This window comes from Nocardia sp. MDA0666 (assembly GCF_003023875.1).
Lineage (GTDB): Bacteria > Actinomycetota > Actinomycetes > Mycobacteriales > Mycobacteriaceae > Nocardia > Nocardia aobensis.
On record NZ_PYHT01000001.1, the window covers coordinates 494123 to 507057 of the forward strand.

14 protein-coding genes are annotated in these 12935 nt (G+C 68.9%); 9 read left to right on the forward strand and 5 right to left on the reverse strand.

Translation table 11 applies throughout. The features are described from left to right. Positions 1-75: 75 nt before the first annotated feature. On the reverse strand, positions 76-2286 hold the full coding sequence (locus C8258_RS02360) for a bifunctional SulP family inorganic anion transporter/carbonic anhydrase (protein WP_106953634.1): 2211 nt from the start codon (positions 2284-2286) through the stop codon (positions 76-78). A 433-nt stretch (positions 2287-2719) separates the two neighbouring features. On the opposite strand from C8258_RS02360, the gene C8258_RS02365 reads away from it, so the two are divergent. Continuing rightward, positions 2720-3622: an NAD(P)-dependent oxidoreductase gene (locus C8258_RS02365; RefSeq protein WP_146161135.1), complete on the forward strand. Its 903-nt coding sequence runs from the start codon at positions 2720-2722 to the stop codon at positions 3620-3622. A 10-nt stretch (positions 3623-3632) separates the two neighbouring features. Here the strand turns inward: C8258_RS02365 and C8258_RS02370 are convergent, their stop codons facing one another. Beyond that, on the reverse strand, positions 3633-4079 hold the full coding sequence (locus C8258_RS02370) for a VOC family protein (protein ID WP_106953636.1): 447 nt from the start codon (positions 4077-4079) through the stop codon (positions 3633-3635). 340 nt (positions 4080-4419) lie between these two features. On the opposite strand from C8258_RS02370, the gene C8258_RS02375 reads away from it, so the two are divergent. The 3 genes from C8258_RS02375 to C8258_RS32460 are packed head-to-tail and all read left to right on the forward strand — an operon-like array spanning position 4420 to position 6847. Further along, positions 4420-5244: a GntR family transcriptional regulator gene (locus C8258_RS02375; protein WP_106953637.1), complete on the forward strand. Its 825-nt coding sequence runs from the start codon at positions 4420-4422 to the stop codon at positions 5242-5244. A 29-nt stretch (positions 5245-5273) separates the two neighbouring features. Beyond that, complete coding sequence (locus C8258_RS02380; protein WP_199195544.1) at positions 5274-6692, forward strand: amidase; 1419 nt, start codon at positions 5274-5276, stop codon at positions 6690-6692. A 17-nt stretch (positions 6693-6709) separates the two neighbouring features. After that, the gene (locus C8258_RS32460) at positions 6710-6847 is read left to right on the forward strand and encodes a hypothetical protein (protein ID WP_158271196.1); all 138 of its coding nucleotides are present in this window, start codon (positions 6710-6712) and stop codon (positions 6845-6847) included. An 8-nt stretch (positions 6848-6855) separates the two neighbouring features. Here C8258_RS32460 and C8258_RS02385 read toward each other — a convergent pair whose 3' ends face one another. Next, positions 6856-8286 (reverse strand): NAD(P)/FAD-dependent oxidoreductase, encoded by a 1431-nt coding sequence (locus C8258_RS02385; RefSeq protein ID WP_106953638.1) that lies wholly within the window; start codon positions 8284-8286, stop codon positions 6856-6858. Between the two features lie 108 nt (positions 8287-8394). Between C8258_RS02385 and C8258_RS02390 the strand changes: the two genes are divergently transcribed. From C8258_RS02390 to C8258_RS02400, 3 genes are all read left to right on the forward strand, one after another. Next, complete coding sequence (locus tag C8258_RS02390) at positions 8395-8946, forward strand: TetR/AcrR family transcriptional regulator (RefSeq protein ID WP_233224824.1); 552 nt, start codon at positions 8395-8397, stop codon at positions 8944-8946. A gap of 215 nt (positions 8947-9161) precedes the next feature. Beyond that, positions 9162-9635, forward strand: a complete 474-nt coding sequence (locus C8258_RS02395) for a MarR family winged helix-turn-helix transcriptional regulator (protein ID WP_106953639.1) — start codon at positions 9162-9164, stop codon at positions 9633-9635. Between the two features lie 5 nt (positions 9636-9640). Beyond that, positions 9641-10063 carry an organic hydroperoxide resistance protein gene (locus tag C8258_RS02400; protein WP_036504197.1) on the forward strand — a complete coding sequence of 141 codons (423 nt, stop codon included), beginning with the start codon at positions 9641-9643 and terminating at the stop codon, positions 10061-10063. A 1-nt stretch (position 10064) separates the two neighbouring features. Here the strand turns inward: C8258_RS02400 and C8258_RS32785 are convergent, their stop codons facing one another. Both C8258_RS32785 and C8258_RS02405 read right to left on the reverse strand, forming a co-directional pair. Then, positions 10065-10220, reverse strand: a complete 156-nt coding sequence (locus C8258_RS32785) for a hypothetical protein (protein ID WP_199195545.1) — start codon at positions 10218-10220, stop codon at positions 10065-10067. A gap of 36 nt (positions 10221-10256) precedes the next feature. After that, complete coding sequence (locus C8258_RS02405; RefSeq protein ID WP_233224825.1) at positions 10257-11192, reverse strand: universal stress protein; 936 nt, start codon at positions 11190-11192, stop codon at positions 10257-10259. Between the two features lie 196 nt (positions 11193-11388). On the opposite strand from C8258_RS02405, the gene C8258_RS02410 reads away from it, so the two are divergent. After that, complete coding sequence (locus C8258_RS02410; RefSeq protein ID WP_106953641.1) at positions 11389-12120, forward strand: FadR/GntR family transcriptional regulator; 732 nt, start codon at positions 11389-11391, stop codon at positions 12118-12120. After that, complete coding sequence (locus C8258_RS02415) at positions 12110-12775, forward strand: sterol desaturase family protein (RefSeq protein ID WP_106953642.1); 666 nt, start codon at positions 12110-12112, stop codon at positions 12773-12775. Before C8258_RS02410 ends, C8258_RS02415 begins: the two co-directional genes overlap by 11 nt. Positions 12776-12935: the final 160 nt, after the last annotated feature.

Sequence of the window (12935 nt, forward strand, 5' to 3'; positions counted from 1 at the left end):
GCACCGGCACCACTGTGCGCCCGCTCAGGGCGCGTTTTCCATCCGGCGAAATTGCCAGAACTGGGAATGCTCCTTTCAGGAAACCGGGACCGGCACGGGGTGGCGGAGGTCGTCGATATCGGCGATACCGTCGGGCGTGATCGCGAGGACGCGGGCGGTGGCGATATCGAAGAACAGTCCCGACAGCACCACACCGCGCGCCTCGATCCCGCGCCGCACGACGGGATGGGCGGCCAGCGTCTCGATCTGCACGGCGACGTTCACCATGCCCAGCTGGTCGACCTCGCCATACCCGGCGGCCGCGGCCGCCGCCGCCACCGGATGCCCGGCCCGGAAGCGCTCGAGCGCGGGGCGGCCGTGGGCGAGCCAGTCGTCGAGACCCGAGCCGGTGTGCAGACCGTGGTGCAGTGCGTCCATGGCGCCGCAGCCGGAATGCCCGCAGACGACGATCGAGCGCACGTCGAGTTTGTTCAGTGCGTAGACCAGCGCGGCCTCGACCGAGGTGTCGCGGCCGTCGGCGGGGATCAGATTGCCGATATTGCGCACGGTGAACAGATCACCCGGGCCGCTGTTGGTGATCACGTTGGGCACGATGCGGGAATCGGCGCAGGTGACGAACAGCGATTCCGGATCCTGGGCGTGCCGCAGTTCGTCCAGATGCGGCCGCATCATGTGGGCGTGCCCGCGGTGATAGGCCGCGATCCCGGCGGCGATCCGATCGGTGCGGGTGGTGGGACGCCAGGGCGCGAGGACGTCGTCGAGCATGCGCCGGGCGTGGCCGCGCGCGGGCGGTCCCGCGGTGAGGTCGGCAATCCGTACAGCGCCGAGTTCGACGAATTGCACCGTGCCGCCGAGGCTTTCGTGTCGCTGCGCCCATTCGTGCAGGGTGTCGGAGGCGGCGTGGTCGATGAAGTCGACGGTCATCTCCACGGTGACCGGAACGCCTGCGGGAATCTGCGCCAGCGCAGCGGTGAGCCGCGGCAGGGCCAGGAAGGTGGCCGAACCGTCCACGGTCACGAGCCAGCGCCCGGTGTCGCCGACCGGCGCGGCCACGATCACCACCCGCACCACCCGCCACATGAGCAGCGCGAACGACAGCACCAGCCCGATCAGCATACCCAGCAGCAGATTGCCGAAGATCACCACGAGAACCGTTGCGGCATAGACGATCAGATCACCGGCGCGGCGCGCGAGGCGGATATGCGCGAGTTTCACCAATCCGATACCGATGACGATCAACAGTCCGGCCAGCGCGGCCTTCGGGATCTGGCGCACCACCTCGACCAGCGCGACGGAGAACACCAGCACCCACACGCCACTGAGCATGGTGGAGGCCTTGGTCCGCGCGCCGGCCTTGGCGTTGGTGATACTGCGGACGATGACCGCGGCGATGGGGAGGCCGCCGAGCATGCCGGAGGTCATGTTCGCGACGCCCTGGCCGAGCAGTTCGCGGTCGAGGTCGGTGCGATACTCCGGCCGCAATCGGTCGACGGCCACCGCGGACAGCAGCGTCTCCACGCTGGCGATCAGCGCGATCGTGAACGCGGTCAGCACGACCGCACTCCAGTTGCCGTGCGGAAGTTGCGGTAACGACATCGCGTCGAACAACGACCCGTGCAGCGTGATGCGTTCCACGCTGGTGGGCACTACCATCGCGAGCGCCGTCGCCGCGACCACGGCGGCCAGCGGCGCCGGGACCGCACGAATCCGGCCCGGTAGATAGCGCCAGCCCAGCATGATCGCGATTACCATGCCGCCGACCAGCGCGTCGCCGGCATGCATCACCGTCAGCTGATGCGGCAGCTGCACGATGCTCGCCCACGACGAACTCAACGTCTGCCCGCCCAGCAGGACGTGCAGTTGCTGCAGTGCGATCACCACGCCGATACCGGCGAGCATGGCGTGCACCACCACGGGCGCGATGGCCAGTGCGCCGCGCGCGATCCGGCTCAGGCCGAACACCACCTGCAGCGCACCGGCGCAGACGGTGATGAAACAGGTTGTCGCCCAGCCGAACTGGTGGATGGATTCGGCCACCACGACGGTGAGGCTGGCGGTGGGGCCGCTGACCTGCAGTACCGAACCGCCACACAGCCCGGCGACCAGACCGCCGACCACAGCGGCGATCAAACCGGCCGCGACCGGTGCGCCCATGGCGACGGCCACACCGATGGACAGGGGTAGCGCGACGAGGAAAACCACCACGGAGGCGGGTAGATCGTGGCGTAGAACGACCGAAAGGCCCCGAGGTGACGTCCGTCGGACCGAGTCGGTGTCGGTGGACATATTTCTCCTTCGCCGAACCGGTGTCGGTTCGGTCCATCGGTGGAACATGTACTGGCATCGAGAGCGGGCGGGCGAAGCGGGTGACGCGAGATGTGTTGCGCCTGCGACGCATCCGGGCATGGATGCCCGGCAGCGGCCCAACGCGCCTAATAGTAAAGACAACGCAAAGCAGTTGGAAAGGGTTTTCAGCACAAAAGTCGGCGCCGGTACTCAATTGTGATCTATATCACAACCAGGCTCGAGGTCCGGAGTTGCCCGGGACCACCCCCGAACGCAGCAATGCAACGAAAAATGATGGCGCAGAATCGCTTCGCCGCACCCACCGGCGATACTACCGCAGCGGCGTTCCTGGTCACTTGTACGATTCGCCTATCACCGATACCGAACGCGACCGGCGCGGCACAACTGCGGGACAGTGGGAAGGACAGGGTCGGTGCCATGTGCCGACCGCGACCCGGACGAGGAGGCAACAGTGCATATCGCGGTACTGGGAATGGGACGGATGGGCCGCGCCGTGGCCGGGCGCCTGCTCGACGGCGGGCACCGGGTGACGGTATGGAACCGCACCGAAGGTAAAGCGGCAGAATTGATTTCGGCCGGTGCGACGGAGGCGGGAACTGTCGCGGCGGCCGTCTCGGGAGTCGACGCGGCCCTCACCGCGCTCGCCGACGACGCGGCGGTGACCTCGGTGGCCTTCGGCGAGTTGCAGACATCTCTCGATTCCGGGACCCCGTACATCGACTGTTCGACCGTCTCCCCGGCATTGGGCGCCGCCCTCGCCGACGGCTTCGGTGACCGGTTTCTGGCGCTCCCGATCGTGGGCGGGCCCGGTACGGTCACCGCCGGGAAGGCAACGCTGCTGGCCGGCGGGCCCGCACAGCTGCGGGAACGGCTCGCACCGCTGCTCGGCACGCTCTCCGAGCGGGTGCGCCACTACGATTCGGCGGCACACGCGCTGACCGCCAAGGTGACGACGAACTTCCTGTTGATCTCCGGGGTCGCGGCGCTGGCGGAAGCGTTCACCGTGGGGCGTTCCGGCGGACTCGGCGACGACCAGTTGCGCGAACTGCTCGCCGACGCGCCTGTCGTCGCCCCGGCGGTGGCGAACCGCTTCGACGCCGTGCTCACCGCGTCCCCGGACGGATGGTGGACCACCGTCCTGGGCGCCAAGGACGCGGGACTCGCCGTCGACATCGCCGCGGAGGCGGGTGCCCACCTGCCGTTGGCGGAAATCGTCCGCACGCGTTACGAGGATGCGGCACGAACGAATCCCGGCGCCGATATCGCCGCCATCGCCGCGCTGTACCGGGACGGCGGCGACTCGGCGCAGGTTTGACGACCGGGGGCTAGCCAGCTCCCGGCTGGGCTTCGGATCGAGCGAAGTGCACGACTTCCCACAGATGCCCGTCGGGGTCGGCGAAGTAGCCGGCGTAGATCCCCCACGGCCGCGTGCGCGCGGGCTGGACCACGGTGCCCCCTGCCGCGCCGGCGAGCTCCAGAACTCGTTGCGCCTCAGCGTCACTGTCGACGAACCAGCCCAGACTCATCGCGGAACCGCGCATACGTTCCGGTGGGATACCCGCATCCTTGGCCAGGTCGTCGCGCCCGTACAGCGCCAGCGTCACCCCGTTGCCGAGCGCGAACATGACCACCGCCCCACCGGGATTCTCCGCATCCGGCCGGAATTCGGTTCCGATGATTCCCGGCGACTCCAATCCGAGCGCCCGATAGAACCGCAACGACACCTCCAGATCGCGCACGCCCAGCGTGATCGCATGGATCTGTGCTCGCACCCCGATACCTCCGTTCTCGTCGTTCTCCGCACGCAGTCAACCTCGCCGGCGCCGTGCACGTCTTGAACGGATCGGACAGACCGCCCGGGCAGTGTCACTCCCGCCGCTCACCCTGCACCTCTCCCACCACCCCACCGGCGTCGCTCCCACCGTTCGCCCGCGTAACTTCCGACACCGGGGTTGCAGAGGGGACCGCATCGTGCCGCGCGACCGCGAAATACCGTCCGGCGGTAACGGAAACCGCTGGTAACGCCGCTGTGCACCGACCCATGCGACCGCGTAACCAGGTCTTTACCGGAAGTCCTTGTCGCGTAACGCGGATTCTCTGCACGCTACCGGCATGCACCCCCGCTCCGAACAGCTCCACTCCGATCGAACCGCTCACGACCGCCGGGTGTTCGGTGATCAGATGCGCGAAATCCTGCCGGCCGCAGCGCAACTGCCCGCCCGGCGCCTGCGGGATCTGCTGCGGGCGGACCTGCGGGCGGGCACGTTCGGCACCGGACGGCTGCCCGGCGAGCCGGAATTGATGGCGCGCCATCATCTCCCGCGCGACGTGGTGCGCGCCGCGCTCGGCATGCTGCGTGCCGACGGTTTGATCGAGCGGCGCCGCGGAGTGGGCACGGTCGCGGTCGGCGAGCACTACGTCGTATCCGGCGCGCTGCCGCCGGAGGGGCGGACGCTCGAGCAACATCTGGCCCTCGGCCGGATCTCGCCACGCCTGCTGTACTGGGCCTGGATCCCGGCACCGCCGGTGATCGCCGCCCATCTGGCCGATGTCGGGCCCGGAGACGATTGCCTGTGCGTCGAATACGTCCTGCTGCTCGACGATCGCCCGCTCGCGGTATTCACCAACTATTTGCGCGCACCGGAGGCGACGCGGATCGACCAGGCCGCGTTCGGCGACGACTTCTACAGCCTGTTGCGCGGCGGCCGGGTGGATGTCGGCGGCAGCGACGTCGGCGTCCAGGCCGCACGCGCCGACGAGTGCACCGCCGCACTGCTGCACATCCTGCCCGGTGAGCCGGTGCTGCTGGTGGAACAGACCATCCGCACCCGCGACGGTATCGCCGTCGATTACGCGCTGGGTTCCTGCCGCGCCGAGATCCAGCTCGAACTCGGCGCCATCCCCCGGCTCGACATGACCGCCACCCTGTCCCGCTGACCCCACCGCCCGCCGAGGTAAGGACGACCATGACACTAGCCGACCCACCCATACTCTCCGGACTGACCGAGGCCGCCGCCGCGCTACGCTCCGGCGAGACCACCGCCACCCGGCTGGTCGAACAGGCCCTCGCCGCGGCCGACGCACACGACGCGACGCTCGGTGTCTACCTGTCGCGATTCGACGAGCGCGCGGTCGCACAGGCCGCGCGCATCGACGAGAAATTGGCCGCCGGCGTTCCGCTCGGCCCGCTGGCCGGAATCCCGGTGGGAATCAAGGACATTCTCGCCCATTCCGCCGCGCCCACCACCGCGCAGAGCCTGGTTCTCGATCCCGCGTGGGGCGCCGCCCACGGCGATTGCACGGTGGTCCGCCGGCTCGAGGAGGCCGGCGCCGTCGTCACCGGCAAGGCGACCACGATGGAATTCGCCATCGGTCTCCCGGATCCGGCCAAACCCTTTCCGGTACCGCGTAATCCGTGGGATCCGTCCCGCTGGGCCGGCGGATCGAGTTCGGGATCGGGCAGCGGCGTGGCCGCCCGGATGTTCCTGGGCGCCGTCGGGACCGACACGGCGGGCAGTATCCGCATTCCGGCCGCCTTCAACGGGATCACCGGATTGAAGCCGACCTTCGGCCGCGTGCCGAAGTCCGGCGTGGTTCCGCTGGGGTACACCCTCGACCATCCGGGTCCGATGGCCCGTTCGGCCGCCGACTGCGCCCTGCTGCTGTCGGTGCTGGCGGGATACGACCCGGCCGATCCCTACAGTGCGCACACACCGGTCGACGACTATCCGGGCGCGCTCACCGGAGATCTGAGCGGACTGACCATCGGCGTGGACGATCTGGATCGGTTCGCCGACGGTGGGATCGATCCGGCTCAGCCACAACGGTTTTCCGACGCCGTGGCCGTGCTCGCCGCGGCCGGCGCCCGGATCGTACCGGTGGAGGTGCCGATGTACCGGGAACTGACCGCGGTCGATGTCGTGGTGATGCTGGCGGAGGCGCACGCCTACCACCGGCCCGCGCTGCGCGAACGCTGGGCGGACTACGGACAGGCCACCCGCATCATCCTCGCCGGCGGGGATGCGGTCAGCGGACCGGATTATGTTCAGGCTCAACGGGTTCGCCGCATCGGCAGGCAGCGGATGGCCGAACTGCTGACGAAGGTCGACCTGGTGGTGACGCCGACCGGACACCTCGGCGCCCCCGCGATCGCCGATCTGGATCAACTGCAACCGATGGGGGTGTTGTCGAGTCTGCACACCCCGTACTGGAACCCACTGGGCAACCCCACCCTCGCGCTGCCGATCGGCCCCACCGCCGACGGTCTGCCCCTCTCGATGTCGGTATCCGGCAGCCATTTCGATGAAGCCACCGTCCTGCGCGCCGGGGACGCCTACCAACGCCGCACCACCCATCACACCGAGATCCCCACTGCCCTCCGCTGAATCGTCAGGAGCCGATCATGACCTGGACCACCGACCCCGAGGAAACCGCCGCGGTCGACGCCATGCGCGCGGCCGTGCGCGCCATGGCCGACCTGCTCACCACGGTCGACGCCACCCGCTGGACCGCCCCGGCCGGCGGTTTCGCTCTCACCTGAGGCTCACGTCACCGGCGTTTCACGGCGGCGAGGCACCGTGCCGGGCCGAGCGCCGCGACGAGCCCACCGATTCGACCGGCCCGGCGTTCGGCCTCCGCCAGCGCCGCCTCGCCGGCCGCGCGCGCCGCGCCGAGCCCGATGCGGGCGACCAGGTCGGGACGCAACAGGGCGACCGGCCGCTGGGTCAGCCCCATCACGCGATAGAGGGCGGCGGCGACGACCGGATCACGCTCGGCCGCGGCCAGCACCGGGTCGAGGGCCGCGACCGCGACGCGGATCGCCGGATCCGGGTGCGGGCCGACGTGCGGCATCGCGCTGTCGGCGATCACGGTGAGCTGCCAGGCGATATCGATCTCCGGTGTGACGGCGGTGTAGAAGCGGCGGGCCAGGTCGCGTTCGCCGCCCGCGGCGAGACAGCGTTGCAGCACCCGCATCTGGATCGCCGCAATCGTCATGCCCTGGCCGTAGACGGGACTGAAACTGCACAGACCGTCACCGACCGCGAGGAGGCCGGACGGGAACCGGTCGAGACGTTCGTACCGTCGGCGCAGGTTGGCCTTGTAGCGGAAGGTGGCGATATCGGTGAGCAGTTCGCCGCGCCGTAACGCCGCGCGCACGTCCGGCGGAACGAGGGCCGCCGCGAAGTCCAGGAAGCCGGCCGGATCCGCGGGTGGTTGTTCGCCGGCGTGCCCGATCAGGGTGAGCACGTAGCGATTGCGCCCCTCCACCGCGAACAGCGCCAGGGCCCGCGGCGGGAGTTCCCGCACACCGATGGTCAGCGATTTGTCGGTCCCCAGCGCACCCGGCTCGAGTTCGACGAACGCGCTGCGGTAGACGATATCGATGGTGGTGCCCTCTTCCGGTGGTCGCGGATAGCCGAGGGCGTCCAGCCAGGCCGGGACGACCCCGCCGCGCCCGGTGGCGGCGACCACGAGGTCGGCGGTCAGGTCTTCCCCACCGCCCGCATCGTGCACGGTGACGCCGGTGACGCGCGTCGCGGACGGATTCGTGATGACACCGGAGACCTGGGACCGATCACGCAGCGTCACATTCGGAATCGACAGGATACGTTGCCGCACATGGTGTTCCACGTGCGGACGGCTGGCCTGCAGACCGCGATAGCCGGTGGAGACCTGCGCGAGGGTGCGCCCGGCCATCTGAAAGGTGACCTCCCTCAGCACATCACAGTCGATCGCCCCGGCGGCGAGCAGTTGCGCCTCGAATCCCGGAAAGAACTCCTCGAGCAGGTCCTTTCCGCGCGGCAGCAGCCCGTGCACATGCCGGCCCTGCGGGACGCCCCGGCGCGCCTGCGAGCCGTCGGGCAGAGCATCGCGCTCGATCACGGTCACGCGGTCGTAGTGGTCGCTGAGCACGCGGGCCGCGAGCAGACCGCCCATTCCGGCCCCCACGACCACCGCATGTTCGCCGATTCTCGCCATCGAGCCACCTTCATCGCGTTACTGAGACTGTAATACAAATTAGTCTCAGCAGGGCGAGGAAACAACCGCCATTCCCGCCTTCACCGGCAGAGCAGGCAGAATGAGGCGGTGACCAGGTCCGCGACCGAACTGATGGATGCCGCGCTGCAACTCGTGGCGGAATCCGGCCTGACCGACCTGACACTGACCGACGTGGCGCGGCGCGCGGGCGTATCGCGCGCGACCACCTACCGGGAGTTCGGCGACAAGGACGGACTGGTGGCCGCCCTCGTCCGGCGCGAGATCGGCACCATGATCGCCGCCGCGTACCAGGTGGTCGACATGACGGCGCCGACACCGGAGTTGGCCCGCACGGCAACACTTTTCGCACTGCGCTACCTGCGGGCCCACGAGGCGTTCCGGTACATCCGCGGTCACGAACCGCAGTGGCTGTTGAACGCGGCGGTCACCCATATGGAGTCCGAGCGCAATCTCGTCGAAACCGTGGCCGCGATGCTGACCCCACTGCTGTCCCTGCAACGCGCCGGCGATTTGACCGTGACACCGGAACAAGCCGCCGAGATCATCGTGCGGACCGTGTTGTCGCACATACTCGTCGAACGCAGCACCCTGAGCGACGACGAGATCGCGGAGATGGTCGTGCGGGCGACGTCGGCCTGAGAACACGCTCGGACTGAGACGGACTCCGTACCGAGTATCACCGCCGCACTCTCGATCAGTGCGCCGCCGAAACTTCCCACGGCGCCGACCGCGGCGACATCTCGCCCGAGCCGGTTCCGCCCGCTCATCGGCCGACCAAGGCGGCAATCAAAGGTGATCCAGCGCACAGCACATTTAGGTTGTGCACAACTTTATTGCGTCATATATTTACCCACATGACCGATCCGCTGGCACTGGACCAGCAGCTGTGCTTCCAGCTGTACGCCGCCTCCCGCGCGGTAACGGCCCGCTATCGGCCGCAACTGGACGCACTGGGGCTGACCTATCCGCAGTATCTGGTCATGCTGGCGCTGTGGGAGCGCGACGGGCGCGGCGTCGGCGATCTCTGCTCCGCCCTCGCCCTCGATTCCGGCACGCTCTCACCGCTGTTGAAACGCCTGGAGGCCGCCGGGTTCGTCGAACGCCGGCGTGCCGCGGACGACGAACGGCGGGTCGAGATCCGGCTCACCGAACGCGGGGACGCACTGCGAGAACGCGCCTGCGACATTCCGGCGCGCATGGCCACCGCATTCGGCGGCGGACTGTCCCTGGACGAGCTGGTGACCTTGCGCGAAACACTGGCCCGGCTGACTGCCGCGCTGAATACCGAACCGGATGCCGAAGGCGCATCCACCGAGAGAAAGCGATGACCGATATGGCAATCCTCTACACCGCCGAGGCCCTGGCCACCGGAGACGGCCGCAACGGCCACGCCCGCACCACCGACGGCAAGATCGACGTCGACCTCGCGACGCCGCCGGAAATGGGCGGCAGCGGGGCGGGTACCAACCCGGAGCAACTGTTCGCCGCCGGGTATGCCGCATGCTTCCACTCCGCGCTGCGTCTGGTAGGCAAGCAGGAGAAGGTCGACGTCAGCGATTCCGCGGTCGGCGCGAAGGTCGGCATCGGCCCGAACGACGCGGGCGGCTTCGGTCTCGAGGTGACCCTGGAGGTGTCGCTGCCGCACCTGTCTCGCGACGAGGCTCAGGCGCTGGCCGACAAGGCGCACCAGGTGTGCCCGTACTCGAATGCGACGCGTGGCAACATCGACGTCCACGTGATCGTCGCCGAGGACTGAGTCAGCCGCGCTGCCACCAGCGCTTCGCCGGCGCCGGGTCGGTGTGCCCGCCACACCACCGGTCGGCCGGAACCGTCGCGCGCACCTCGTCGATGTGGGCACCGCAGCCGGACCAGGTGATCTTGCCGCAGGTCGTACAGGTGGTCGGGACGCACATGACATCTCCTCGTGGTCGGGGCGTCGTGGTGCGCCGTCAGCGGCGCACCACCATGATGGGACATTCGACCGAACCGATCAGCGCCACACTGGTCGAGCCGAGCAGCATTCCGGCGAATCCGCCGCGGCCGCGGCTGCCCACGACCACCAGTTGCGCCGAATCCGATTGCTCCAGTAGCGATTTCGCGGGATTGTCGCGCACCACCTGCAGAGTGACCGGCAGCTCGGGATACCGTTCGCGCCACGGCGCGAGCCGCTCGGCGAGCATGGCGTGTTCGGCGCGGACGATCGTATCCCAGCCGAACATCGAGATGTCGAGACCCGTGGTGTCGCTCCACGAATGCAGCGCCACCAGTTCCACACCACGCCGGTGCGCCTCGGCGAAGGCCGCGTCGACGGCGGGATCGCTGTTCTCGGTGCCGTCGACGCCCACCAGCACCGGACGCCGCGCCGCGACCGGGTCGGTGGCCGAATGGGATTTGACGATCACCACCGGACATTTCGCATGATGGACCAGCGCCGAGCTGACCGACCCCAGCAGCCCGCGCTGCAACGCACCCCGCCCGCGACTGCCCGCGACCAGTGCGCCGGCGGTCTCCGACCGCACCAGCATGTCGCCGATGATCAGTTCCAGTCCCAGTTCGGCGTCGATATCGATATCCGGCCCGCCGATGTCGCGAGCCACCTCCGTCGCGCGCGTGAGGATCTGCTCACCGTCGGTGCGCAACCAATCCGGCTGTGCCGTACCGGCGGCCAGGCCGGGACCGAAACTCGCCGGAATCGCGATCGAATGCACGATCTGCAGCGGTGCTCCGCTCAGTGCCGCATCGCGGGCCGCCCACGCCACCGCCTGCAGCGAGGTCGGCGAGCCGTCCACGGCGACGACGATCGGCCCCTTCGCGGTCTCCGGCTGCCCGGCGGGTACGGACTTCTCGGACGCGGACTTCTCGGTCACGGATTCATCGGTGGTCACGGACATCCTCCTCGATCGACTGGGCGGCGCACGAAAGCCGGTCCGGCCCGACAGCCGCCACCGGGCGAAACTCGGGAGCACTGCACCTGACGGAACAGCTCGATCGTAGCCGGAAGGCGGGGATCCCCCGGAAACAAACCGACGAAACTGGTCTGACCACTTGACCTCTGACCACAGCCGGATTACCGTTCCGATCATGGCCTTTCAGCGGATAGACCGGCAGACGGTCCCCGACGCGGTATTCGACCAGCTCGTGACCGAGGTCCTCGACGGAGAACTTCCGGCGGGCGCCACGCTTCCGGCCGAACGGCAGCTCGCCGAGGCACTCGGAGTGTCGCGGCCGACCGTGCGCGAGGCACTGCGCAAGCTGGCGCACACCGGGCTCATCGACGTGCGCCAGGGCGGGGCGACCACGGTGCGCGACTTCCGTCGTGCGGCCGGTTTGGATCTGCTACCCCGGCTCATCGTGCGCAACGGCGAGTTCGACCACACCGTGGTCGCGAGCATCCTGCAGGCGCGGCTGGTCCTGGGCCGGGAGGTCGCCGCCCTGGCCGCCGAGCACGGCGGCGCGCAACTGCACGCCGAACTCGGCGACTGCCTGGAATCGCTTGCCGCACAGCAGGATCCGGTCGCACAGCAACTCGAGGCGCTGAAATTCTGGGACCACATCGTCGACGGCACCGGATCGATCGTGTTCCGGCTGCTGTTCAACACGCTGCGTGAGGTCTACGAGCCCGCGATCGTCGCGCTGGCCGGTGTGATGGCCGCCGAGGTCGGCGGCATCGACCACTACCGCCGGCTCACCGCGGCCGTCGCCGGCGGCGACCCCGCCGCCGCCCGCACCGCCGCGGACACGCTGTTGCGCGTCGCCGCAACACAATTCGACACCGTGATACGCACAATGGAAGGTGCGGACGATGACCGCTGAGGCCCGCTCCCACCGCCGGACCACGACGCTGCCCGACGCCTTCGGCGTCTTCGTGCGCCGCCCCTCGCCGTGGATCATCACCACGCTGCTGGCGGGCGCGCTCGCCGCCCGGATCGCGGTGGGCGACTGGCAGCTCACCGACGCCCTGGTCGCCGGGGTGATGCTCGCGTTCTTCCCGGTGACGGAGTGGATGATCCACGTGTGCATCCTGCATTGGCGTCCCCGCCGGATCGGCCGGCTCACCCTCGATTCACTGCTCGCGCGTAAACATCGCGAACACCATGCCGATCCGCGCCGGGTGGACCTGATCTTCATCCCGTGGCAGACCTTCCTCTGGCTCTTCCCGGCTCTCGTTCTCGTTGCGGTGCTGGCGTTTCCGCGTATCGGACTGGGAGCGACCTTCCTGACCGTGGTCGGCGTGCTGGGTCTGGCCTACGAGTGGACCCACTATCTGATCCACACCGACTATCAGCCGCGCACCCGCCTCTACACCGCGGTCCGGCGCAACCACCGGCTGCATCACTTCAAGAACGAGCACTACTGGTTCACCGTCACCAGCTCCGGTACCGCCGACCGGCTGCTCGGCACCTATCCGGATCCGGCGTCGACGCCGAATTCCCGCACCGCCACGGCATTGCACGGCACCGGCCGCTGAGCACCCGAGCATCGGCCGGAGCCTGCGGCGCACCGACGGCGGCCGCCCCCGCCACTGCTGCCCCGGATACTCGGGGCTGGTCCGATTCGTCCGGATGTAGTGAATTGGACGATGCGGCAGCCGCATTCACAACGACATCCACGGAATAGGACTTCATCCG

Excerpts from the sequence above, each read along its gene's own strand:
- C8258_RS02360 (WP_106953634.1), bottom strand. The coding sequence starts at position 2,286 with ATGTCCACCGACACCGACTCGGTCCGACGGACGTCACCTCGGGGCCTT.
- C8258_RS32785 (WP_199195545.1), bottom strand. The coding sequence starts at position 10,220 with ATGTGCGTCCCGACCACCTGTACGACCTGCGGCAAGATCACCTGGTCC.
- C8258_RS02395 (WP_106953639.1), top strand. The coding sequence starts at position 9,162 with ATGACCGATCCGCTGGCACTGGACCAGCAGCTGTGCTTCCAGCTGTAC.
- C8258_RS02415 (WP_106953642.1), top strand. The coding sequence starts at position 12,110 with ATGACCGCTGAGGCCCGCTCCCACCGCCGGACCACGACGCTGCCCGAC.
- C8258_RS02380 (WP_199195544.1), top strand. The coding sequence starts at position 5,274 with ATGACACTAGCCGACCCACCCATACTCTCCGGACTGACCGAGGCCGCC.
- C8258_RS02385 (WP_106953638.1), bottom strand. The coding sequence starts at position 8,286 with ATGGCGAGAATCGGCGAACATGCGGTGGTCGTGGGGGCCGGAATGGGC.
- C8258_RS02410 (WP_106953641.1), top strand. The coding sequence starts at position 11,389 with ATGGCCTTTCAGCGGATAGACCGGCAGACGGTCCCCGACGCGGTATTC.
- C8258_RS32460 (WP_158271196.1), top strand. The coding sequence starts at position 6,710 with ATGACCTGGACCACCGACCCCGAGGAAACCGCCGCGGTCGACGCCATG.
- C8258_RS02400 (WP_036504197.1), top strand. The coding sequence starts at position 9,641 with ATGGCAATCCTCTACACCGCCGAGGCCCTGGCCACCGGAGACGGCCGC.
- C8258_RS02375 (WP_106953637.1), top strand. The coding sequence starts at position 4,420 with ATGCACCCCCGCTCCGAACAGCTCCACTCCGATCGAACCGCTCACGAC.